The sequence below is a fragment of the Paenibacillus sp. JJ1722 genome (assembly GCF_048282685.1).
Taxonomy (GTDB): domain Bacteria; phylum Bacillota; class Bacilli; order Paenibacillales; family Paenibacillaceae; genus Paenibacillus; species Paenibacillus polymyxa_B.
The window spans coordinates 4841216-4864525 of record NZ_CP182500.1 but is presented as its reverse complement, the minus strand read 5'-3'; the positions used below and the strand labels follow the sequence as shown (position 1 = coordinate 4864525).

Annotated in this window: 23 protein-coding genes and 1 riboswitch; of the genes, 17 read left to right on the top strand and 6 right to left on the bottom strand. The window is 47.0% G+C overall.

Translation table 11 applies throughout. The annotated features are described in order from the left end of the window. Positions 1-59: 59 nt before the first annotated feature. A riboswitch (cyclic di-AMP (ydaO/yuaA leader) is annotated at positions 60-212 on the top strand. A 409-nt stretch (positions 213-621) separates the two neighbouring features. Together ACM1ND_RS21620 and ACM1ND_RS21615 are read left to right on the top strand one after the other, a co-directional pair. Then, positions 622-1962 (top strand): TrkH family potassium uptake protein, encoded by a 1341-nt coding sequence (locus ACM1ND_RS21620; protein WP_076295554.1) that lies wholly within the window; start codon positions 622-624, stop codon positions 1960-1962. A gap of 97 nt (positions 1963-2059) precedes the next feature. After that, positions 2060-2737 carry a potassium channel family protein gene (locus tag ACM1ND_RS21615; protein ID WP_023990146.1) on the top strand — a complete coding sequence of 226 codons (678 nt, stop codon included), beginning with the start codon at positions 2060-2062 and terminating at the stop codon, positions 2735-2737. 5 nt (positions 2738-2742) lie between these two features. On the opposite strand, the gene ACM1ND_RS21610 is transcribed toward ACM1ND_RS21615, so the two are convergent. After that, on the bottom strand, positions 2743-3648 hold the full coding sequence (locus tag ACM1ND_RS21610) for a LysR family transcriptional regulator (RefSeq protein WP_103744847.1): 906 nt from the start codon (positions 3646-3648) through the stop codon (positions 2743-2745). Between the two features lie 226 nt (positions 3649-3874). Between ACM1ND_RS21610 and ACM1ND_RS21605 the strand changes: the two genes are divergently transcribed. The 9 genes from ACM1ND_RS21605 to ACM1ND_RS21565 all read left to right on the top strand — a co-directional run bounded on the left by ACM1ND_RS21605 (position 3875) and on the right by ACM1ND_RS21565 (position 13492). Next, on the top strand, positions 3875-4549 hold the full coding sequence (locus ACM1ND_RS21605; RefSeq protein ID WP_023990144.1) for a succinate dehydrogenase cytochrome b558 subunit: 675 nt from the start codon (positions 3875-3877) through the stop codon (positions 4547-4549). A gap of 93 nt (positions 4550-4642) precedes the next feature. Then, positions 4643-6388 (top strand): succinate dehydrogenase flavoprotein subunit, encoded by a 1746-nt coding sequence (gene sdhA / locus ACM1ND_RS21600; RefSeq protein WP_013311796.1) that lies wholly within the window; start codon positions 4643-4645, stop codon positions 6386-6388. Positions 6389-6407: 19 nt separating this feature from the next. Continuing rightward, positions 6408-7175, top strand: a complete 768-nt coding sequence (sdhB, locus tag ACM1ND_RS21595; RefSeq protein WP_053326044.1) for a succinate dehydrogenase iron-sulfur subunit — start codon at positions 6408-6410, stop codon at positions 7173-7175. A gap of 172 nt (positions 7176-7347) precedes the next feature. After that, positions 7348-8157 (top strand): aminoglycoside N(3)-acetyltransferase, encoded by an 810-nt coding sequence (locus tag ACM1ND_RS21590; protein ID WP_023990142.1) that lies wholly within the window; start codon positions 7348-7350, stop codon positions 8155-8157. 65 nt (positions 8158-8222) lie between these two features. Continuing rightward, positions 8223-9167, top strand: a complete 945-nt coding sequence (locus ACM1ND_RS21585; RefSeq protein ID WP_023990141.1) for a metallophosphoesterase — start codon at positions 8223-8225, stop codon at positions 9165-9167. A 105-nt stretch (positions 9168-9272) separates the two neighbouring features. Next, complete coding sequence (locus ACM1ND_RS21580; protein WP_418026558.1) at positions 9273-10013, top strand: metallophosphoesterase family protein; 741 nt, start codon at positions 9273-9275, stop codon at positions 10011-10013. Between the two features lie 51 nt (positions 10014-10064). Then, complete coding sequence (locus ACM1ND_RS21575) at positions 10065-10673, top strand: GNAT family N-acetyltransferase (protein WP_076295557.1); 609 nt, start codon at positions 10065-10067, stop codon at positions 10671-10673. Positions 10674-10855: 182 nt separating this feature from the next. Beyond that, positions 10856-11860, top strand: coding sequence for a helix-turn-helix transcriptional regulator (locus ACM1ND_RS21570; RefSeq protein ID WP_418026557.1), 1005 nt, complete (start codon positions 10856-10858; stop codon positions 11858-11860). Between the two features lie 180 nt (positions 11861-12040). Continuing rightward, positions 12041-13492, top strand: coding sequence for an MFS transporter (locus ACM1ND_RS21565; RefSeq protein ID WP_418026556.1), 1452 nt, complete (start codon positions 12041-12043; stop codon positions 13490-13492). Between the two features lie 105 nt (positions 13493-13597). Here the strand turns inward: ACM1ND_RS21565 and ACM1ND_RS21560 are convergent, their stop codons facing one another. Further along, the gene (locus tag ACM1ND_RS21560; protein WP_418026555.1) at positions 13598-14476 is read right to left on the bottom strand and encodes an NAD-dependent epimerase/dehydratase family protein; all 879 of its coding nucleotides are present in this window, start codon (positions 14474-14476) and stop codon (positions 13598-13600) included. 265 nt (positions 14477-14741) lie between these two features. Here ACM1ND_RS21560 and ACM1ND_RS21555 point away from each other — a divergent pair, with 265 nt between their 5' ends. Further along, on the top strand, positions 14742-15140 hold the full coding sequence (locus tag ACM1ND_RS21555; RefSeq protein ID WP_418026554.1) for an alpha/beta fold hydrolase: 399 nt from the start codon (positions 14742-14744) through the stop codon (positions 15138-15140). Between the two features lie 45 nt (positions 15141-15185). On the opposite strand, the gene ACM1ND_RS21550 is transcribed toward ACM1ND_RS21555, so the two are convergent. The 3 genes from ACM1ND_RS21550 to ACM1ND_RS21540 form a co-directional block, all read right to left on the bottom strand. Next, the gene (locus ACM1ND_RS21550) at positions 15186-15926 is read right to left on the bottom strand and encodes a GTP pyrophosphokinase (protein ID WP_068941817.1); all 741 of its coding nucleotides are present in this window, start codon (positions 15924-15926) and stop codon (positions 15186-15188) included. A 155-nt stretch (positions 15927-16081) separates the two neighbouring features. Further along, complete coding sequence (locus ACM1ND_RS21545) at positions 16082-16891, bottom strand: histidinol-phosphatase (protein ID WP_028541459.1); 810 nt, start codon at positions 16889-16891, stop codon at positions 16082-16084. A gap of 59 nt (positions 16892-16950) precedes the next feature. Continuing rightward, complete coding sequence (locus tag ACM1ND_RS21540) at positions 16951-17853, bottom strand: LysR family transcriptional regulator (RefSeq protein WP_023990132.1); 903 nt, start codon at positions 17851-17853, stop codon at positions 16951-16953. Between the two features lie 429 nt (positions 17854-18282). Between ACM1ND_RS21540 and ACM1ND_RS21535 the strand changes: the two genes are divergently transcribed. The 5 genes from ACM1ND_RS21535 to ACM1ND_RS21515 all read left to right on the top strand — a co-directional run bounded on the left by ACM1ND_RS21535 (position 18283) and on the right by ACM1ND_RS21515 (position 23065). Then, complete coding sequence (locus tag ACM1ND_RS21535) at positions 18283-18741, top strand: chemotaxis protein CheX (RefSeq protein ID WP_023990131.1); 459 nt, start codon at positions 18283-18285, stop codon at positions 18739-18741. Positions 18742-18780: 39 nt separating this feature from the next. Beyond that, positions 18781-19560 (top strand): SDR family NAD(P)-dependent oxidoreductase, encoded by a 780-nt coding sequence (locus ACM1ND_RS21530; protein ID WP_258297104.1) that lies wholly within the window; start codon positions 18781-18783, stop codon positions 19558-19560. Positions 19561-19682: 122 nt separating this feature from the next. Further along, on the top strand, positions 19683-21074 hold the full coding sequence (locus ACM1ND_RS21525; protein ID WP_209940357.1) for a DEAD/DEAH box helicase: 1392 nt from the start codon (positions 19683-19685) through the stop codon (positions 21072-21074). Positions 21075-21092: 18 nt separating this feature from the next. After that, positions 21093-21839 carry an ABC transporter ATP-binding protein gene (locus tag ACM1ND_RS21520; protein WP_013311782.1) on the top strand — a complete coding sequence of 249 codons (747 nt, stop codon included), beginning with the start codon at positions 21093-21095 and terminating at the stop codon, positions 21837-21839. 2 nt (positions 21840-21841) lie between these two features. Beyond that, positions 21842-23065, top strand: coding sequence for an ABC transporter permease (locus ACM1ND_RS21515; protein WP_418026553.1), 1224 nt, complete (start codon positions 21842-21844; stop codon positions 23063-23065). Between the two features lie 117 nt (positions 23066-23182). Here ACM1ND_RS21515 and ACM1ND_RS21510 read toward each other — a convergent pair whose 3' ends face one another. Next, complete coding sequence (locus ACM1ND_RS21510; RefSeq protein WP_023990126.1) at positions 23183-23299, bottom strand: hypothetical protein; 117 nt, start codon at positions 23297-23299, stop codon at positions 23183-23185. Between the last annotated feature and the right edge of the window lie 11 nt (positions 23300-23310).

Below are 23310 nucleotides of genomic sequence, written 5' to 3'. Positions count from 1 at the left end.
ATCTGGATATAGAAGGATTATAATCTTGAGGCAATGCCTATGAAATACATAGGTAATGATATACAGTTGAGCCGAATTTCTATGGGAAAACGGGGGAACCATGTTACTGGGGTGAATTTTACAGCCGATCCTGCTGGATTGGATGTGTAAATAGGGCATACTGTGCTGCCCGAATCCGTCAGCTAACCTCGTAGGCTATGAGCAGGAACCAAGTCAGGCACTCGGTTTTCCGGTGTCTATTTTTGTGTGTATAAAAGTGTTTGGATTGGTTAGACCGCTGCGGGTGCAGATTATTCTTCCGATTGCTGTTATCCCCGGATTTTTTGATTGTATAACCCCTTTAATGGTTAAAATCCGGAGATAAAGGCAAACGCTTCGCTTCTTCAGAACAATTCTGCTCCCTTCGCTGCTGCCCGCCAATAGCACAGGGGGCAGAGTAGTGCTTGACATGCATTCTTCCTGTATTCAGGGAATGCTAATTATAGTTACTAAAGGTTTGGAAAAATCAAAAAAATTAGGGGCAACGACGATCGGAAGATCAAATGGAACGCGTAGCGGGCTTACACCGTATTAAATCACTGTTTTTATAGTTTTAAGGATTAGGAGAGAAGTGATGAATAGATGAATCCCAATGCAAGCTGGCTCCGGCTTTCTCCACCGCAGATATTCGTTGCGGGCTTTGCCATTATCATTCTAATAGGTAGTTTATTGTTAATGCTGCCGATCTCCAATACAACAGGAAAGCCACTTGCGTTTATAGACGCTTTGTTTACTGCCGCTTCCGCGACCTGTGTTACAGGGCTTGTCGTAAAGGATACGGGGACCTTTTTTACAACCTTTGGTCAAGTTGTTATCGTTGCGCTCATTCAGATCGGCGGCCTGGGCTTTATGACTATGGCTACCTTGATCGCGCTGGTGTTCAAACGTCGGATTTCCTTACGGGAGCGCCTCATTTTACAGGAAGCGATGAATCAGACCTCTGTCGAAGGAATTGTCGGATTGATTCGTAAGGTGCTGCTGTACTCGCTGGTCATTGAGGGCGTATGTGCTGCAATATTTGCGATTCGCTGGGCGTTTGATATGCCTGTAGGCAGGGCGATTTATTTTGGGATTTGGCATGCCATCTCCATGTTTAACAATGCTGGTTTTGACTTATTCGGGCACTTTCGCAGCCTGACAGGTTATGTATATGATCCGATTGTTAATTTTACAGCTATGTTCCTGATTATTTCAGGCGGCATTGGTTTTGTAGTGATGTCGGATCTGGCAGAATATCGCAAGCGCAAGAGACTGTCCTTGCATACTAAGGTGGTACTCAGCATGACGGGCGCTATGATTGTAGTCGGCACGCTCGTGATTTTTGTATTTGAGTTTACGAATCCAAAGACTCTTGGCTCGCTTGATTGGGGGGGGAAACTGCTGGGATCTTTATTCCAGTCCGTAACCCCTCGTACCGCAGGTGCCAATACACTGGACATTGCAGGCTTGCGGCAGGCTACGCAGTTTTTTATCATCATACTCATGTTTATCGGGGCTTCTCCTGGCTCTACTGGAGGCGGGATTAAGACCACAACATTCGCGCTGCTCATTGGAGCCGTGATTTCGATGCTACGGGGGCGTGAAGATATTGTGCTGTTCAGGTACCGACTTGCGCAGGGACGAATTTACAAGGCTTTGACCATTACACTGCTGGGGCTGCTGTTCGTGATCGGGGTGACCATGATTTTGTCGGCAACCGAAGATCATCATTTTTTGATGATCTTGTTCGAGACGGTGTCTGCGTTTGGTACGGTGGGGCTGTCGATAGGGCTTACACCTGATTTGACAGTCATAGGCAAGCTGGTGATTACCCTGACGATGTTTGCAGGTAGACTGGGGCCACTCACGCTAGCTTATGCACTGGGGCCGAAAAAGGGTAAAGAATTATATCGTCATCCGGAAGGCAAAATGATTATAGGATGAATCATTTCATATTCATTTCGTTGGTTTAATTATTTCAGGATTTTTGTAAAATCCTCATTTATGAAATTGATTCAGATAAGGGAGTTTTCGAGTAGATATGAAAACGCAGCAGTTTGTAGTTATTGGCTTGGGGCGGTTTGGCTCAAGCCTGGCTTTGCAATTGGTGGATATGGGGTGCGAGGTGCTAGGCATTGACCGGAATGAGGATGTGGTGGACAGTATGAGTGAGATGTTGACACATACTGTCGTGGCGGACGCTACCGATGAAGACTCATTGCGATCACTGGGCATCCGTAATTTCGATTGCGGCATTGTTGCTATTGGTGATGACATTCAGGTAAGCATCCTGACCGCCATTTTGCTGAAGGAGCTGGGTGTGAAAAAAGTCGTAGCCAAAGCCATATCTGTGCTGCACGGGCGTGCGTTAGAGAAGCTCGGTGTGGACCGGATCATTTATCCAGAACGGGATATGGGTATCCGGGTGGCTCATCAGCTAGTCACGCCTAATTTGCTCGATTATTTGGAGTTGTCCAAAGAATACAGTATTGTGGAACTCAATGTACCTGCATGTCTGAATGGCAAAACGCTAGCAGAGCTAAATGCCCGTACTCGCTTTGGTTGTAGTGTCGTGGCGCTTCATACGGCGAACGGTATCCTGATCGCACCGACGGCTATGGATCGGCTAAAAGCAGACGATATTATGGTCATCATCGGCTCGAATGACAATATCGGTCGCTTTGAGGATGAGGTTGTTAATGTCAATGAAGAGGGCTAAACCCTCTACACCATACGATAGCCTGCAAACGACGCACGTGTCTCGCTAATCCAGCGTCGTGCTGTCGGACCGAGATCGGTCGTCTCCGAGTAAATGAGGGAGGTCGTTCGGCGTGTCTCCTTCAAATCGGGCAAGTACAATGCAGTGAGTCCATTATCCCGTAATAGTTCGCTGCGCAAATAGGATTTGGGTAGCAAGGCGGAAGCCTTACAGGTTGGAAGCAGGCGTACAATTGCCTCGAAGGAGTCGATTTCCATGCGGATATCCGGCATGATGCCGCTGCGCTGGAATAAGTCATCCGTCAGACTGCGATACCAGGTTCCTTTGGAGAAAATAATCATTGGCAATCCTTGCAGGTCTTTCATCGAGGCCGTTTCTGTCTTGACGGTTAATTCATGTCCAATGGGAACAACAAGCTCCAAATGATCATCAAATAGCGGAATGCAACGCAGTCCGGCTTCATGAATGGCAGACCCGACAATACCGGCGTCTGCTTTTTTATCACGTACAAAGGCGACGATTTCATGGGTTTTACCGGTGAGCAGCTTCAGCTCGGTTTGAGGATGCTTGCTCATGAAAGCTTCGACGAGGGTAGGCAGCGTCGTTTGGAGTGTCGTGAGGCTTGCGCCGAGTGTAAGCATACTCTGGGCTTCATTTTTGTGCTGGGACAGCTTTTGTAAAAAGCGAAGCTGTCGTTGCCGTTGCTCTAGTGCGAATGTATAAACAAATCGGCCAGTGGACGTAATTTCGAGCCGTTTGCCCCGACGATCAAAGAGATTCACACCCAGCTGTTCCTCCAGCTTGGCAATTTTGCGAGACAGGGCAGGTTGGGACAGATTCAGTAGTTTGGAGGCTTTATTCAGGCTGGACTGCTCGACAATGACGGCAAAAGCGTTCAAATCCTCAAACAAATCATCCACTTCCTCTCTATATGCAAAAAAGACATAATAATTAATACGTATATTGCAATTCCATTATAAGCCGAAAAGGAGTAACATGAAAGCGACACAAGATGTTCACACTTTTGTTTTTCCTTATAAGGGACACCTTGTTGGACATTTCCTGTCGGGAACTGTCATTTTATATGTTATATTACTATTGAAAACGCTATTATTGGGAGAAGGGAGCATGACCTAGATGAGAGGATTTTATTCCAGAAAGCTGCATTCGCTTCTTGGCGTCATTCCGTTGGCTCTATTTTTTGTTGAGCATTTGGTGACGAACTTCACAGCGGTGGAGGGCGGCAAGGAAGGATTTAATCGCAGCGTGGCCTTCCTGAATGGTTTGCCGCTGGTTATTGTGCTAGAAACGTTATTCATCTACTTGCCATTACTGTTCCACGGGATTTATGGCTTGTATATCGCTTATCAGGCTGACCCGAATGTCAAAAGGTTCGGCTATTCACGTAACTGGCGCTTTCTGTTCCAGCGTATTTCTGGCGTCATTACATTTGTATTTATTATCTGGCACGTATACGACACACGCTTTCAGGTAGCTCTGGGTAAAGTAACTCATGAGGAGCTAGGCGGCGTTATGCATGGCATTGTGACGAACCCGGTTTATTTCATTTTGTATTTAATCAGTGTCGTTTCGGCATCCTTTCACTTTGCTAACGGACTGTGGGCATTTATGGTCAGTTGGGGGATTACTGTGGGACCGCGTGCGCAAAAAGTATCTTCTTATATCTGTATGACCCTGTTCGTGGTGGTGTCTATCGGCTTCATCGCTTCCCTGCTTGCATTCCGCAGCGCGGAATTTCAGGAAACGGCAACTGCCTTGGTGCAATGCAGCGCTTTTAAACAGCTACTGTAAATGAGTCATATCCATTATACATCGTGTTGAGATTCTATTTTTAAACGTAAAAGGGGATTTGGTTAAAATCCTGAAAAAAAGGAGTGAGCAGAAATGGCAGCATCCAACATTATTGTCGTGGGCGGCGGTCTGGCAGGTCTAATGGCTACGATCAAGGCGGCAGAGGCGGGAGTTCACGTTCATTTATTTTCTTTGGTTCCGGTCAAAAGGTCCCACTCCGTTTGTGCTCAAGGCGGCATCAATGGTGCGGTAAATACCAAGGGTGAGGGAGACTCACCCTGGATTCACTTTGATGATTCGGTCTATGGCGGGGACTTTCTGGCCAACCAGCCTCCGGTAAAAGCGATGTGCGAAGCGGCTCCAGGGATCATTCATCTCATGGACCGCATGGGCGTCATGTTTAACCGGACACCGGAAGGACTGCTGGACTTCCGTCGCTTCGGCGGTACCCAGCATCATCGGACCGCCTTTGCTGGCGCGACGACAGGACAGCAGCTTCTGTACGCTCTCGATGAGCAGGTACGGCGCTGGGAATCTGCTGGTTTGGTGACCAAGTATGAAAATTGGGAGTTTTTACAGGCTGTACTGGATGATGAAGGCATCTGTCGAGGGATTTGCGGGCAGGATTTGCGTACGATGGAAGTGAAGACTTTTGCAGCGGATGCAGTTATTTTGGCGTCTGGTGGCCCCGGGATTATTTTCGGTAAAACCACGAATTCCGTCATTAATACGGGCACAGCTGCTGGTGCGGTGTATCAGCAAGGCGTACGCTATGCGAACGGTGAGTTTATCCAGATTCATCCGACGGCTATACCAGGGGATGACAAGCTGCGTCTCATGTCCGAGTCGGCACGGGGAGAGGGCGGTCGTATTTGGACGTATAAGGACGGTAAGCCATGGTATTTCCTCGAAGAAAAGTATCCGGCTTACGGAAATCTGGTCCCTCGCGATATTGCAACACGTGAAATATTCAGTGTATGCGTTGATGATGGACTGGGTATTAATGGCGAGAACATGGTCTACCTCGATCTGTCCCACAAGGACCCGAAAGAGCTGGATGTAAAGCTGGGCGGCATTATTGAAATCTATGAAAAATTCGTCGGTGACGATCCGCGCAAAATCCCGATGAAAATATTCCCGGCTGTTCATTATTCAATGGGCGGCATGTGGGTCGATTACAATCAGATGACGAATATACCGGGCTTGTTCGCGGCTGGTGAGTGTGAATTCCAATATCATGGTGCGAACCGTTTGGGTGCGAACTCGTTGCTGTCAGCCATTTACGGCGGGATGGTAGCTGGACCTAAGGCTGTGGAATATATCAAAGGCTTGAAAAAATCTGCACAGGATATAGCTACTTCCGTATTTGATGCGGCAGTGAATCAGCAGACGGAGAAGTATGAGCGTATTTTGCATATGGACGGAAAAGAAAATGCTTATGTTCTTCATAAAGAGCTGGGCGAGTGGATGACGAACAACATGACTGTGGTTCGTTATAATGACAAGCTGGAAGCTACGATCCACAAGATCAAGGAGCTGAAGGAGCGTTACTCTAACATTAACATCAATGACGCTTCGCGCTGGAACAATGCGGGTGCGGCGTTTACACGGCAACTGTGGAATATGATGGAGCTGGCCGAAGCGATGACCAAAGGTGCGCTGTTGCGCAACGAAAGCCGCGGGGCCCATTACAAACCAGACTTCCCGGATCGCAACGATGAGGATTTCCTGAAAACGACGATTGCGGACTGGACACCGGAAGGACCACAAATCTCGTATGAAGCGGTGGATGTTTCGCTGATCAAGCCGCGTATTCGGGATTATTCCAAGAACAAATAACGGAAGGGAGTGTATTTAGATGTCGGAGCAAGCAGTGAAGTCGAATAAAACAGTGAAGTTCGTTGTGACCCGTCAAGCTGATCCTAAAACCAGTTCCTATACGGAAGAATTCGAATTGGCTTATCGTCCGGGGATGAATGTGATTAGCGCGCTGATGGAAATTCAGCGTAACCCGGTGGACAGCCACGGTAAAGAGACGGCTCCGGTGTGCTGGGAGTCGAATTGCCTGGAGGAAGTATGCGGAGCATGCTCCATGGTGATTAACGGCAAGCCGCGTCAGGCCTGTGCGGCGCTCGTCGATAAGCTGGAGCAGCCGATTACGATCGCGCCGATGAGCACGTTCCCGGTAGTTCGGGATTTGGTCATCGACCGCAGCCGGATGTTTAATGCGCTCAAGAAGGTCAAAGCGTGGATTCCGATTGACGGTACCTACGATCTGGGCCCTGGTCCTAGAATGGCAGAGAAAAAGCGTCAGTGGGCGTATGAGCTGTCCAAGTGCATGACCTGCGGTGTCTGTCTGGAAGCTTGCCCGAACGTCAACGAGAAGACGACGTTCATCGGACCTGCGGCGATATCTCAGGTTCGCCTGTTCAACAGCCATCCGACAGGGGAAATGAATCAGGAAGAGCGGCTGGAGGCGTTGATGACGGACGACGGGCTGGAAGGGTGCGGGAACTCGCAAAACTGCGTACGCTCTTGCCCGAAAGGCATTCCGTTGACAACTTCTATTGCCGAAATGAACAAGGAAACGACCAAGCATATGTTCAAGCGCTGGCTGACTGTATAGCACTAGACAGCGAATAGGTTATGCACAAACAGGCTTTTTCTCAAACTGGAGAAAGCCTGTTTTTTTGCGCTCAGGAATGATGGAGGGTAACATGGAGAAAGGAGCGCGGGATAGCAGTTATGGTATAATTATGGTATTGTGTATCGTTTTTGGTGAAAAGGAGGCTGGACAGGTGACTGTGCAACCGATAACGAATCGACCTGTCACTAGGTCGGATGTAATGAAGGGATTAAAGGATCTGGGAGTTCGGAGCGGCATGACATTGCTTGTTCACTCGTCGATGCGCAGCTTTGGACGCTTTGTTCCAGGCGGGGCCTCAGCCATTCTTGCCGCGCTAACCGAAGCGGTTGGTCCGGAAGGGACGCTGGTAATGCCGACACAGTCTCATGACTTGACTGATCCCTCGACTTGGATGAACCCGCCTCTGGATGAGTCATGGTGGGAACTGGTACGCGAGGAAATGCCCGCTTATGATCCGGCCTGGACGCTGACCGGAGGGATGGGCGTCATTGTAGAAACGTTCCGTGGTCTGCCAGGAACCAAGCGCAGCGGACATCCGCATGTTTCTCTGGCGGCACGTGGACCTGCTGCTTCAGACTTGCTGGAGGCGCATGAGCTTGATTTTGGGCTGGGTGAGCATTCGCCCTTGGCAAAGCTGTATGAGGCAGATGCCTATGTACTGCTGTTGGGCTGCGAACATGACAGCAACACGTCCTTGCATTTGGCGGAATATCGAACAGCCTATAATGGACGAGAAGTGATCACGCATCAAGCTCCTATGATGGTGGATGGAGCAAAAGCGTGGGTATCTTTTCAGGATTTTAATATTACCTCAGATGACTTTGAGAAGCTGGGACTTGATTTTGAACGGGACTGTCCCTCAGCCTTTACGCGGGTGAACATTGGGGAGGCTTCATGTTTTTTCGCGAGGCAACGTGATTTGGTAGACTATGCGGAGCAGTGGTTGTCCAACTACCGCTAAAGCTTCTGGACAGTAAGAATTTCTAAAAAGTGAGATCAAGGAATAGATTGCAGGGGGGAATGCATATGGAGAAGACGCCGCACACCCGCCGCGAGAGTCAGGATGGCCCGCATCAGGGGTCCGCTATCCCTCCCGGTTCTTCGCGGCGTTCCATTTCAAATGAACCAGCCAATCCTTCGCGCCGCCATTTTTTGAAAAAAGCGGCTTTAGCCACAGCCGGAACCGCGCTTCTGGCTGGAGGATATGCTTCCTTATGGGAGCCTAATCATTTGGAAATTACACGCTTCAACTTGTCTCTCCCTCGTCTTCCGTCTGCTTTTGACGGAATCAGGGTCGTACATTTTAGTGATGTGCACTTGGGTTTTCACATGGATGAGCAGGATCTACGCGAGCTTGCGGACCGTATAGCAGGTCTGAAGCCAGATTTGCTCTGTTTTACAGGCGATATTGTGGATGACTATGCAGTATCCATGAAGGCTGCTGTTCCAGTTATGGCTTCTATGCACGCCACACTTGGCAAATTTGCTATTCTGGGCAATCATGATTATAGAGGCTTACCAGCCGGAGTACAGGAATTGTATCCGAAAACCGGGTTTACGTTGCTGAGAAACGAGCATGCGATTGTAGAGCTTGCGGGACAGCGTGTAGCCTTGGTCGGTTTAGAGGATAACATCATGGGCAAGCCCAATCCGCAGCGTGCCATTCACGGACTACCTGATGAGATGTGCAAGCTCCTGCTGATGCATGAGCCGGACTATGCAGATGTGGCGGCGCAAATGTCCTTTGATCTTCAACTGTCAGGGCATACGCATGGAGGACAGGTACGCTTGCCGGTCATTGGAGCGCCGATGCCGCCTCCGGGTGGACGCAAGTACATCCAGGGATTATTTCATGTGGGAACGGAGAGAATGCCGCTGTATGTCAGCCGAGGCATTGGCATGACACATCTGCCGATTCGCGTGCTGTGCAGACCGGAGCTTAGTGTCATTACGTTAAAATCCGGCCAATAGGCCATGATCTTTTTTTCATCTTTATCATATATGTTGGAACTACATAAAGATGGCTCGAATGTAGTGTAGAGATGTAGTCGTTTCGGACAAAGGAGTGAGGTTCAGATGGATCGTATTGCTGTCATTTCAGATATTCATGGCAATTGGCCTGCCTGTGAGGCGGTGCTGGAGGATATTGCTTCCCGAGGCATTAGCCGTGTGTTTTGTTTGGGGGATCTGATCGGCAAAGGGCCTAGCCCGTGCGAGGTTCTGGATGCTGTCCGTCAACGTTGTGAAGTGGTCGTGCGGGGGAATTGGGATGAGCTGGTTAGTATTACGGATGATCTCAATTTTAGCTGGCAAGCCGAACGCTTGGGGGCAGAACGAGTGCAGTATTTGGCACAGTTACCGTTTCATTATGATTTCAGAATGAGCGGACGCCGTATCCGTCTGGTGCATGCCTCGCCGCAAAGTGTATATCACCGTGTGCAGCCATGGGATGAGCCGGAAAAACGGCTTGCCATGTTCGATCCGTTAGCAGAAGAAAATGGAAAAGTTGTTTTTGCTCCGGATGTCGTGGGATATGGTGATGTGCACAATGCTTTTATCCAGCATTTTCAGGGAAAAACACTTTTTAACGTCGGTAGTGTCGGGAATCCGTTGGATGTTACGCAGGCTTCCTACTGCATTTTAGAGGGGGAGATGGGAGAGGAGCAGCCTGCGTCCTTCTCCATTCATTTTGTACGTGTACCTTATGATATAGAACTGGCGGTAAAACAAGCGGAGGAAGCTGCTGTACCTTCTTTGCCGTATTATATTCGAGAGCTGCGCACAGGAATTTACCGGGGGATTCAGGACCTGGATTAAGTATGGAAACATTCATTTCTAAAAGCCAATCCATCCGCAGGAGGGAACATTGTGCTGACTAGAGAAATGCTTCGTCTTGGGCTACCGGAGCTTTACGCCCGTCGAGTCCGATTGCGCCAGTTAAGAGCGGAGGATTATCCCGCGCTGGAACGGATCCTATCCGATCCATTGGTGATCCAATATGTGAATCGAATTCGCAAGCCAGTCTATACACGAATGCGGCGTCTGGTTGCGCAAATTAAAGTATCTGCTGATTCACTAGATTCCCTGCATTTTGCGGTGGAATGGCATCAGAGAAATACAGGAGAAAGCAATTTACTTAGTGAATCCAATGAGCTTACCTCCTCACCGTTGCTCGGTATTGTCTCTTTTCAGCAATGGAATGAAAGAACGGGTGAGGCGCAATTGGGCTATATTCTGGATCGTCCTTTTTGGGGACAGGGGCTGGCTACAGAAATGGTAGGAGAAATGCTGAATTTTGGTTTCGGATCTTTGAAGCTCAAGCGGATCGAAAGTCGTTGCCAAGAGGATAATCAGGCTTCCATGCGCGTGCTTATTAAAAATAAGATGCGCCTGCTGCGTACCATTGGTGCTTATGATCCCTCAGGCGAGGTACCGAGTGTATTGGTATTTTCGATGACCCAAGGGGATTATGCGTAGAAATGGCAGTGGAATATTTTGTTACAAAGATGAAATATAACTGCAAAACAACTCTAACACAGGACGGGTACAATACAGACATGACCCCCTTTTGAATAATATATGTTGCTGGGACCCGATGATTCGGGTCCTCTTTTTTTGTTATCCTATAGTTAGAACCGAACAGGAAAGAAGGGCTGGCATTGGCTTTGAATATATGGAGTGCAGACATTCATCATTTATTTGACCAATTCACTGAGCTTGTGGATGGTCATATTCATCATAAAAAATCGGAGCAACAACTCACGATTCCCTCGCATATAGGTAAGGGAAGTATGACTCGCACACGGATTCGTCCAGGTATGGAAATCGTGGTCACGGATCTCACCTTTGAACAGAATATGAAGCTTCATATTCAGGAGGCTTGTCCGCTCTTTGAACTCAGCTATTGCTTAAACGGTGAAATATACTGTGAATGGAACGGCAAAGAAAGTCATACCAATCGGTTGACCGGGAATGTTTTATATTTAGAGGATGAACTGGTTTATGAGGAAAAGAAGGCAGGCGTTCACCAACAAATAGTGGAAATAAGGTGTTCTCCACAAGAGCTATTTTCTTACGCCGGAGATATTGCAGAAAAGCATAGCATAGAAACATGGTTACAACGTTACAAAGGGAATATTGACGCCTACGCGGATACGCCCGCCATGCACAAGTGTGTTTATGACATGATACATTGTAACTACAATGGGACGATGAAACGGTTATACATGGAAAGTAAGGCAATGGAGTTTATAGCATTATTTGGGGAGATGGATGGACATGTAACAAGGGGGACAAGCCATTTTATAAGTCGTGAAGATATATCAAAGCTCCATAAGGCTCGTGAATTCGTCATTCTTCATTTTGAGCATCCCCTGTCCATTCAAGCGTTGGCCCGAAAGGTTGGGCTTAATGAATTCAAGCTAAAGAAAGGATTCCCCCATTTATTCGGAATGACTATTTTTGAAATGGTGCGTAAGCAAAGAATGGAAAAAGCTCTCTGGTACTTGGAAGTTGAACAATTAAACATTGGAGAGACGGCATTTTCAATCGGGTACAGCAACGCCAGTAATTTTACGACAACCTTTCGAAAGTATTATGGTTGTAATCCTAGCGAATATATCAAAAAAATACGTAATCCAGATACATTTACGAATAAATCTTAATGAAACAATCCTTCAAGCATGTCCATCATGTTTGGAGGGTTTTTTATTGGTGCTCCTTCTATAGGGATAGAAAATACCTTTGCAGGTAGAGACCTCCTTGCTTTATAGATGATAATGGTTATCAGTTGAGATAAGAAATGAAAAGATTAAAGATGCCCATTATAGGTTGGAGGAACTACAATGAAAGATCAATTTGCCATAGCCATGACTAATCCTCAAGCAGTACAGCAGGTAGATTCGCGTCGCTGGTACGCATTAGCTCTTATTTTACTTCCTACTTTATTAATTTCACTGAACAACTATATGATGCAGGTTGCCCTTCCGATGATGCAGGCGGACCTGCATGCCAGTTTTTCAGAGGCACAGCTCATATTTACGGGATATTCTCTGGGATTGGCTGTGGCCTTGATATTGGGCGGCAAACTTGGAGATATGTATGGTAGAAGACGTATGTTATGTATCGGGGTGTTGGGGTTTACATTGATGGCTCTGTTAGGGGGGATCGTATCGCAGCCTACGTTAATCATTATGATTCGTGTGCTTCAAGGGATATCAGCTGCCATGATTCAACCCCAGGTTCTATCTATCATGCAAAGCAGCTTTCTTCCCAAAGAGAAGGGACTGGTATTTGCAATTTACGGAGCTATCATTGGGGTTGGATTTACACTTGGTTTAATTCTGGGTGGATTTTTGGTAGACTGGAACCTTTTCGGCCTGGGCTGGCGCATCATTTTCTTTTTTAATGTCCCCTTTGGGCTGTTAGTGTTACTCTTTTGTCCTATTATTACGGAATCCTATGGCAGATCCGTGCCGAATATGGATTGGAGTGGGGCTTTTCTGTTGCTTCTTGGTTTATTGCTGTTTGTCTATCCGTTGACAACCGGGCAAAAGCAGGGCTGGGCTTTATGGACATGGGGGTGTCTGCTGTTGTCCATTCTGGTTTTGGTTGCTTTTATAGTTACGCAGATGGGAAAAGAAAAGAGGGAAGGCTCGCCTTTTATTCGTCTATCTATATTTAGAAAGAGTTCATTCGGCGCAGGGATATTGACGGTAATTGTCATCTATCTTAGTATGTTTTCGTTCTTCTTTATTTTAAATTATTATGTACAATCCGGTTTGAAATACAATGTTCGATCCACAAGCATGGTCTTTTTGCCGCTTGGTGTTGGCTTTTTTCTCACCTCATTATGGTCGTCCAGGCTAGTAAAGAAGTGGGGGAGCAAGGTGTTGAAATCAGGTATGCTAATCATGGGGATTTGTAGCTTTCTGCTCATTGGATCGTTACATCTAGATGCAATCCATTTATGTCATATTCAAAATATCATGATACTAGGTGTATATGGTCTGGGTCTCGGGATGGCCACAACGCCACTGGCCCATGTCGTCCTTGGTGCTGTATCGGCTGAAGAGGCAGGAACGGGTTCAGGCTTGTTTACGACCTTTATGTACTTGGCTAATTCGTTGGGAGTCGCTCTGATCGGTATCTTGTTCTCTTCCTTGCTCCATCACACGCTTTCAGAAGCTAATCTGTCAGATTATATCAGAGCATTCTCTATTTCTGTGGCAGTGAGTGGAGTTCTTGCCTTGGCTGGACTCATTTGCATTTCATTTTGTTACAAAGATGAAACATAACTGCAAAGTTACTTTAACATAGAGTGGGTACAACATAGATATGACCCCCTTTGAATTATATATATTGCTGGGACCCGAAGCTTCGGGTCCTCTTTTTTTATGATTTTAGGAACGGTTCAGGCTGGTTATCAGCTCTGGAAGCCATTCATTTAGGGAGAGAAATGAGTACCCCTCTGACTGGGCTTTGGACGTATCCATGTACCACGATTGTGTAATACCGAATGGAGACATGTGCTCGTCTGCTGTTTTTTCTTTCACCACAGCTTGTTTTCCCGTTGTCTGCTCAATGATCGAAATGATCTCCCCAATCCTCACTGTACCGTCGGAGCAAGCATTTACAGGCCCTGTTAAAGGAGTGTGACCGAGCCAAAGCAGAAAATCTGCGGCTTCATCGGAACGAATAAATGAGATTTGTGCTGTGGAATTAGGTACTCCGATTTCTCTTCCTTCACGAACATGTTCGATATGAAAATGAAGCCTTTTCGTATAATCATCTGTTCCCAATACAATCGGAAAACGAACAGCGACTACAGGGAATGTAGCTTGTTGCATAAAAACTGCTTCTGCCTGCCGTTTAGCCTCCTGATATGTAAAATCGTCTTTCCCGCCCTTGCGAACCAGGTAAGTTTGAGGATCAAAGATGCTCTCTGTCAGCACTTCCGGGCTCGAATCATAGACGGATAGGCTGGAGGTCACAATATACCTCTTGGCTTTAGCATCAAAAATGCGGCAGGCTTCGCTGGCTTCATCTGGAGAAAAGCAAATATTATCATAAATAACATCCCACACTTGCTCACCTACCGCCTCTGCGAGTGCCTGCGGGTCGGTACGGTCTGCACAGATCCGCTGAACGCGGTCACCAAACGAATCACTTGTTTGGCCTCGTGTGAGGATGGTAACCGAGTTCTCGGAACTCTCCAGCAGACGTTCCACCAGTCTCTTGCCAAAAAAGCGCGTTCCTCCCAATACAAGTACCTTTCTCATACTTTATCACTCCTTCGGAATGGTTTTCATAGATCAGGATTTTGCAAAATTCGATTCCAGTCGCTTATTGTTTTTTTTTGCAAAATCCTCAGATATTAAGGTAGACGAAATAATGACTGTAAAGGGTACAGAGCGAATGAAAAGAGCTTAACATACTTTGATGAAGTGCTCTTAGTACGGAGCCATTTTGCAATCTATCATATACTTAGTTTATTTACATAGTTCATCTAACAATTAAGTAAAAAGAGGAGGATCATAGGCTGTAGTGAAATCGCATGTCCTGTGGGGGCAGATGAATTTGAACCGGAGTGGCTCATCAAAAAACGAACGTTATGAAATGATCCATCAAATGATGGAACGGCATGAGGAGGCACATCAGGGGAATTGGCAAGAGTTTATGCGACAGAGCGCACAGGTTTGGCGCCAATATCCGCAATTGACACGTAACGAGCTAAGCAGCATTACGTGCCCTGCATTATTTATCGCGGGTGAACATGATGATTTTGCCACCGAAGAGCAGCTTCTGGAATTATGCTTATGGGTCCAAGACTCACGTTATCTAATTGCTCCGGGTTGTAGTCATCGACCGCACATGCTTAGAGAGAAGCCGATCTTAATCAATGATTCTATTCTTTCATTTTTGAACAAGCATGCAATCCGTTGATCATAAGATCAAATTATTCGCATAGCGGTGGAGCAACGCCTAATCTTACTCTCCTAGAAGCTTCAAGAAATTGGCCGGCACCGTAATTTGCTGATTATTTATCATAATCTTCCGAAGCTCCTCTATGGAGTCCTCTTCACCTCTAGCGTCTTTAATTTCCTTGATCTCACGATGTAGACGCTCCATTTGGAGATCTAGCGCATTAGCGGAATCCGCTGCGCTCTTTAATTCACGTGTCAGACTTTCGGGAACGGACTGGTTGTACTTATAAAAGATTTTATGCTCCAGGCTGGCCCAGAAATCCATGGCAATGGTTCGAATTTGCACCTCTACGCAGACTAGCTCCTCACAATCCGACATGAATACAGGAACTTGAACCAGCAAATGCAGGCTCTGGTAACCGTTCGGCTTGGGATTCTTGATGTAATCCTTAATTTCCAGTACCTTCAAGTCACTTTGTCTCTGAAGCATGTTACTGACATCGTAAATGTCAGAAATAAAAGAGCAAGTAATACGTAAGCCAGCGATATCCTTAATATGATTTTTGACAGCATCCAGGGATAACTCGCTATTTTTACGAAGCATTTTGTTCATGATGCTCTCAGGAGATTTAAGGCGTGATTTGGTATGCTCAATAGGGCTGTAATCGTGTAATGCTTGAAATTCCTGTTTTAATATTTCAATCTTGGTTTCCATTTCGTCGAGCGCAAATTTATAGATTAGCATAAACCGCGTGATGTCATGCTTTAGCTTTTTGATCTTGTCCATAGGATCTTCCAAGTGCATATGTAATTCTCCTCACACATAGATGTCATAATCTTGCTAAGCATTCGCCTTTGCAATGGGATTATCACCTTATAAATTACAATCCCCAACAATCCCATTGCAGCAGCGTTCGTAAGATCAAATGATTTGCGGAGCGGCAATTCCCACCTTAAATTTTAAAGCGCCACAGGAATTTTACGTTTTTCTTTAAAATAGACCCATTCCCGGAAGCCGATATCCTTCAGCATTGCCTTTACTTCTTCCCAATCATCGCCTACCCGCGAAGGCTTATGGGCATCCGAACCAAAAGTGACCTCCACACCAAAATGGTGCGCTCTTTCTAAAATAGAAGCAGACGGGTACCATCCGCCACTCAGCTTGGTTTTACCCGAAGTGTTAATTTCAATCGCCACATTGGATTCCGCAATTACCCGCAAGGTTTCATCAATGGCTGTATCGGCAGGAATGTCTGAAAAGGCAGGGAAGTTCCCCTTCATTGCGTCAATATGACCTAATATCTGAAACATGCCGCTTCGCGCAGATTCCTGAATGAGCGCATAGTAGGCTTGTTTGACTTCGATTTTACGAGCGTCGCTTAATTTGTTCCAACGGTTACGGTTAAAAATGCTGTCCCCTTCGACATTGTGAATCGACCCAATGAGGTAATCAAATGGATAAGGAGCCAGAGTGGAACGATATAATTCAGCGAAATCAGGAAAATAATCTGTTTCCAATCCGAGCAGCACGTCAATACGGCCTTCGTATTCCTTTTTGAGCTGTTGTACCTCTTCTACGTATTCAGCAAGCTGTGACTTAGCCATATAAATTTTAGGAAAAGCCTGATCCTGTTCGCTACATAGAAAGGGGGAATGATCCGAAATGCCAATAGCTTGTAAGCCAGATTGAATACCTGCTTCAATATAATCCCGAATGTTGCCGTCTGCATGACCGCAGCGGAAATGATGGGTGTGCAGATCAAATTTCATAGCCTGTCTTCCTTTCGTAACCAAGTTTATATTGCGTATGTTGTTCATAGTGAATTACGTTATTCAGAACTGGTAAAATTCGTCTCCGGCATCCCCTTCAGATCACTTAAAAATTGCTGCATGGCTGAGTTTAGATATCGGCCGGATTTATAAATCACTCCTACCGGATGACTAACTTCCAGCTCGGGAATATGGATCATTTTTAATGTGCCTGCACGCAGTTCCGAAGTGACCGACAGTCTGGAAATAATGGCAGCACCGAGATTAATTTCGACCATCCGTTTGACTTCCTCACTGCTGGACAACTCGATCACTACATGAGGTACGATTTGGTGCTTTTTAAATACATCGTCCACGAATTTTCGTCCCACCGTATCGGGAGAGAGCAGAATAAGCGGAATTTCCCGAAGGGCTTCAATGGTAGCATGTGGTTGTGAGGCCAGCGGATGAGTAGGAGACACGACTAGCTCGAAGGAATCGTAATACAGAACCGAAGTGCTTAAATTGGGATTACGTTCGATCAGATAGCCGATGCCAACATCAATAAGTCCGTTCTCCACCTGCTGATAAATCATTGAGGAAGCCATGGATTGAATGGAGGTTTTGATGAGAGGGAACTGATCCTGAAAGTAGGAAAGCACGCGCGGTAAAATTTGAATAGCGATGGATGTTGTGGTACCCAGCGCAATGTGACCCTGCGGTGTTTCGTTTAGATCGTACAATTTTTGTCTTAATTCCTCAACAACCTCCAATATGCGCTCGGCGTGTTCCAAAAAAACAGCTCCCCGGTCGGTCAGGGTGACGGGCTGGTTGCGGTCAATCAGAATGGTTTTGAACTCATCCTCTAGACTTTTAATTTGGGCGGACACCGCCGGCTGCGTCAAATTGAGAAGTTCTCCGGCTTTGCGGAAGCTCATTGTTTTGGAAATCATGATAAGTGTTTCAAGTTGACTGATGTTCATGAAGTTCCTCCTCTCTTTTCTTAATCTTGTCGCAGCTGTATAGAATGAATATTTTTAGCCAATCCATAAATTCATATGTAAAACCGTCGTTATGCTTTATTTCATTAAATTATAGGTTATTCGAGCAGGAAGGGCAATGAATCGAAGCAGAGCACCTTAAAGTGTGGTATATTGGGAAATAAAGACTAAAGTCCTGATATCCTTCAAAAATAATCAGTCTAAAATCGGTAAGAAGCAAAGATATAGGACATTATTCACATTTTTTGTGGTTTAGCTATAAAAAATTACCGGGCAGCTGTCGATAAGTGATAGAGAGAGCATTTTGTTGAGGATCGATGCGTTTTACAGTAATATTTAATTAAAAAATTCTAATTTAAATGGGACTTTTGTTGTATGTCTAAAAGCCCATCGTAAAGGGGCGCTTTGATCGTGAAGGCAGAAGTGATAAATCCTTTTTTGGAGTCGGCGCGACGGGTCATTGAACAATTGATCCAAGTATCTCCTTCACCCGGAAATCTTGGTGTGAAAAATGTCGAGCTGGTGGACGACCACATCTGGATTATGATCGGGATGACCGGACAGCTTAGCGGAAATATTGTGTTCGGCCTGAATGAACAGGTGGCGCTACGTATGGTATCAGCGATGATGGGCGGATTTGTGTTGACTGAAATTGATGAGATGGGAAAAAGCGCAATTTCAGAATTGGGCAATATGATTAGTGGTAATGCCAGTACGATTTTGTCCAATCAGGGAATTGTCGTGGATATTACGCCTCCGCAGGTCATGAAATCAGAAAACTTGACCACTTTTGTGCCTCAGCGTGCCCTTTATATTCCGCTCACGGTGGAAGGAATCGGCGAGCTGGATATTCAGGTGATGATCTCTTAATATTAAAGGAGCAAGTTTCCTTAATGTGGAGGGATGACCGTGAGTATACTACAGGACAAGATAGTTGTGATTACAGGTGCATCTAGTGGGATTGGAGCCCTTTGCGCTCAGTTGTTAAGCGAAAAGGGCGCGATTCCTATTTTAACAGCACGCTCGCAGGAGCGACTGAAGCAAGTATCTGCGGGAATCAGCGGCAGGCATGAGCTTATCCAACTGGACGTCACCCGCCAGGAGCAGGTAGAGGCTGTTGCTGCACGAGTATTGGAACAGTACGGACGGGTCGATATATTGCTTAACAATGCGGGCTACGGAAAGTTTGAGTATTTTAATGAAACCGACCTGACGGAGTTTGAACAAATGATGGATGTGAACTACATGGGTGTTGTTCGCTGCATCAAGGCGTTTCTGCCGCAAATGACAGAGCGGGGCCATGGACAGATTGTCAATGTAGCATCAATGGCTGGGAAAATCGGGACAGCCAAATCGTCTTCTTACACGGCGACGAAGCATGCATTGCTGGGTTTCAGCAATGCGCTCAGGCAAGAGCTGCGCGGGAGTGGAGTGACTGTAACGACGATTAACCCGGGGCCGATCGACACACCGTTTTTTGAGCTGGCAGATCCTTCAGGAGGATATGTTCGAAATGTAAGCTGGTTTATGCTACAACCTGATAAGGTAGCACGGCATATCGTAAGAGCGATGGAGCTTAGCAAGGAAGAGGTTAATCTGCCACGGTGGGTATCTCCTTTTCTCAAGCTGTATCAGTTAGCTCCCAGACTAACCGATAGGCTGGGTCATGGTGTGATGAATAAGAAATAAAAGATGTCCCGTAAGCCATTAGCTATGGTGAGGGACATCTTTTATTTTTGTGATTTGGTAACAGGGCTATTTTCGCATATAATGGAGAGTAACGAATTTACGTATAGGGGTTGGACCTTTTCATGACATTGAATTTTGAATCGCTCGGCGTTGAACAAGATCTGTTGGACAAACTGACTGAGCATGAAATTACACAGCCTTCGCCAGTTCAGGCAGAGGCTATACCGGAAATAATGAAGGGAAAGCATGTTTTGGCGCGTTCACAAACTGGCACAGGCAAGACACTGGCTTATTTGTTGCCGCTGTTGCAAGCGATTGATCCACAGAAAAAGGCTACACAAAAGCTGATACTAGCTCCAAGCCAGGAACTGGCCATGCAAATTGTACGTGAGGGTCAGCGCTACGGAGAGCATCGCGGAATCCGTGTACTCGGTCTGATTGGTGGGGCGGCTATCAAACGTCAAATCGAAAAGCTCAAGGATCATCCACAGCTTGTCGTGGGCACACCAGGACGTGTACGGGAACTCATCGCTTCGAAAAAGTTGAAAATGCACAATATTACAGCCATTGTTATTGATGAGGTGGATCAGATGTTCCAGCTCGGCGGAGCAGGCGATGTAACAAACATATTGGGCACCGCCCAACGTGATCGTCAATTGGTATTCCTGTCCGCAACGCTGAACGATGAGATTCAGTCGCTGGCGAAACGAGAGATGCGTGAATATGTAGAAATTGGGATTGATCCCGACCAGAAGACGGCCAGTGGACTGGAACACTATTACTTTGTATCTGAAGAACGGGATAAAGTGGATATGCTGCGCCGTCTGGTGCGTCATTTTAATCCAAGAAAAGCGCTGGTGTTCGTGAATACAACCAATGCCATCGGGGAGATTGAAGCCAAGCTCAAGCATATGGGGCTGACTACGGCATCCTTGTATGGAGATGCGGATAAAGTCACGCGTAGCAACGTGTTGGCCCGATTCCGCGAGGACAAGCTCAAAGTGCTGGTCGCTTCGGATGTGGCAGCCCGTGGTCTGGATATTGAGGGCCTTGAAATGGTCATTCATTTTGACCCGGCTACGGATAGTCAAGCTTATGTTCACCGTGCAGGACGGACAGGACGGATGGGACGCAAAGGATTGGTGGCGTCGGTTGTCACCGACCGTGAAACGTTCATCATGCGTAAGTTCTCCCGTGAACTGGGCATTGAGATCGCAGAGCGTGCGTTGCACGGAGGTCGAGTAGTTGTGCCGCGTCCGGCGGATGCCAAGCGTGCACCTGTAAGACCATCCGAGGCCAGATCCATGTCTGACGGAGCACAGACGGAAAACCGTAAGGCACCTGTTCGTACCGAAAACGGACGTCTTGGCAGGAATTCCGCGAACGGTTCAGCTCCAGGCAAGAGCAAAGGAGCAGCCTTGTCCAAAGCAGGAAAAGCACAGCGTGAGCGTGATCGCAAAAACAAGGGTGCACCAAGATGGCTGAAGGAAAAAGGATCAAAACCGAACGAGTAAGGGAGAAGAGGGGGAGCCATGGAACAACAGCCTGTGTTGCAAATTAACGGACTGACCGGCGGATATAGCGCCAAGCGCCCGGTGCTGCATCAGATTTCGCTGGATGTGAAACCGGGCGAAATGGTAGGATTGATCGGTCTGAACGGGGCCGGGAAAAGTACGACCATGAAGCATATTTTGGGCCTGATGACACCGCAGGCCGGAGAAATTCGTGTGCAGGGTCATAAGCAGGATGAAAATCCCGAGGAGTATCAGGGAGCCATTGCTTTTGTACCTGAATCTCCAGAGCTGTATCCTGAAATGACGGTGATGGAGCATATGGAATTCACGGCCAGAGCGTACGGAGTTAGCGAAGCAGATTTCCGCACACGCAGTGATCAAATGCTGGACTTGTTCCGTATGCGGGATAAAAGTGGAAGTATGTCGATGCACCTGTCTAAAGGGATGCGCCAGAAAGTGATGATTATGTGCGCATTTTTAGCGGGACCGCCGTTGTATGTCATAGATGAGCCTTTTTTGGGTTTGGACCCGCTTGGTATTCGTTCCCTGCTTGACTTTATGTTAGAGATGAAGCGTTCGGGTTCGTCCATTCTGCTCAGTTCTCATATTTTGTCCACGATTGAAAATTATTGCGATCGTTTCATTGTACTTCATCAGGGTGCCATCATTGCACAGGGTACGCTGGACGAAGTGACAGCACAGGCGGGTAAGCCGGGCATGCCGCTGGAAGATGCATTTTATGAGCTGGTACAGGGCAGGGAATGAGCATGGATTTGCAACGTTTGCATAAAGAAAGACGTGTAGCGTTCTGGGGACAGGTGCTGCCCTATCTGGGCTATGTCATTCAGAGCGGTCTGGCGGTGGTCTTCGGCTTTGCACTGATTGCCTTTGCCGCATGGTACACGTCACTGCTGATGCATACTCCACCGGATTTGCCCATCCGCTGGATCATGCTTATTGTGGCTATTCCGATTGCTCATGCGAGCTTTCGTACGTATTTAAACGCGGCGGATATTGTTTTCCTCCGTCCACAGGAGCACGCGATGCACGATTATTTTAAGGCCAGCCGGATTCGGGGTGTGGTGTATAAAATATTCGGTTTGCTATTGCTGTCTATTATCGTGTGGCCGCTGTATATTCGCAGTGATACCGCGCCTAAGCCGCTGCTACTGACCCTGCTACTGTTCGTGCTGTTAAAGCTGCTATTCAGCTACGGCGGCTGGCAAGAGCTTCGCATGGTATCGATTGGCGGGAGTGTAGGCTATCGTCTGCTTCGGTGGGTGTTGGCTGTGCTGATGGTAGCCGTATGGCTATGGCAGCCTCCACTACACAGCGTGCCATTTATCATATTGGTCGGTGTGGTGTACGTGCTTGTTCTGCGTTTTCCGGTCAAGCTGCTAGTGGCTTGGGAAAAGCTGATTCGCACAGAGGGTATGCAGGCTGCTCGGGTGATGCGCACTTTGGGCTGGTTTGTCGATGTGCCCGCCCTTACGCAGAGAGTGACGCCACGTCGTTGGCTGTCCTGGTTGGGAGGTAACATACCTTGGAACAGAAGGGGAGCGTATCGTTACCTGCTGTTTAAGACATTCCTGCGTACAGAGCCAGCAGGTATTGTCATTCGGCTTGGAATTCTGGGGTTGTTAATTATATATATCACCCATGCTAGCTGGATTGGGATTGCAGTATATTTATTTTTCATATTCCTCATTGGTGTACAGGTCACTTCACTAAGGCAGTATCACAAGGATTCGTTATGGCTTCAGTTATATCCGATTCCTGCGCATAGTCGTCGTGCGTCTTTTCTCGACTTTGTTGTTCGGTTGACGTTGCCGGCTGCTGTGGTTCTGTGGCTTCCTTTTCTGGCAAAAGGAACGGAAGATCTACTGTCTACACTGCTCACGCTGCTTGGGGGAGTTGCAGTAGTGTTCCTGTTACGAGGCGCTCAAGCCAAAAAATGGCGTTTGGACGGGCAGGATGAAGAAGAAGTGTAATGTGTATCTATGTGAATAAAGTAAAGGCTAATTCGCAAGCAGCAAGAGCTGTCTGCGAATTAGCCTTTTTTTGTATGCTCACTGCTATCGTAGCTGTGGGTGCAGATAATCGTCTGCTTATATGAAGATCGTTTTGCTGATGATAACTAATAAAATGAACAGTACCAGAATTGTTCCTGTGCTTGTAAATGCGCCGTAACCACCGTAACCGCCTCTTGTTTCTTCTGCTCCCATGCTCATTCTCC